This is a genomic window from Shinella sp. M31, from assembly GCF_049199205.1.
GTDB lineage: Bacteria > Pseudomonadota > Alphaproteobacteria > Rhizobiales > Rhizobiaceae > Shinella.
Genome location: NZ_JBLZPH010000185.1, coordinates 1 through 527, shown reverse-complemented (window position 1 = coordinate 527; position 527 = coordinate 1). Strand labels below are relative to the sequence as shown.

Here is a 527-nt window from a genome sequence, read left to right as displayed (position 1 = left end):
CGCGACAGCCGCCATCGTCATGCACTACGGCGGCAACGACTGGTCGCGGGCGCAGATCAACGGCCTGCAGACGCAGTTCGCCGCCATGGGCATCAAGGTTCTTGCGGTGACCGACGCCGGCTTCAAGCCAGAAAAGCAGGTCTCCGACCTCGAGACGATCATGGCGCAGAAGCCGGGCATCATCGTTTCGATCCCGACCGACCCGACGGCGACCGCCGCAGCTTACAAAGCGGCTGCGGAGGCGGGCACCAAGCTTGTTTTCATGGATAACGTGCCGACCGGTTTTGTGGCCGGGAAGGATTATGTGTCCGTGGTGTCGGCCGACAACTACGGCAACGGCGTCGCCGCCGCACATCTCATGGCGAAGGCGCTGAATGGCGAAGGCGATATCGGGCTGGTCTTCCATGCTGCCGACTTCTTCGTCACCAAGCAGCGCTACGACGGATTCAAGGCGACGATCGCGTCGGACTATCCGAATATCAAGATCGTGGCGGAGCAGGGTATCGGCGGCCCGGACTTCTCGGGCG

General features: G+C 62.8%; 1 protein-coding gene. It reads left to right on the top strand.

Features of this window, described 5'->3' with window-relative positions:
- A partial coding sequence (locus ACOZKU_RS27675) for a substrate-binding domain-containing protein (protein ID WP_421581600.1) occupies nt 1-527 on the top strand: 527 nt, incomplete at both ends.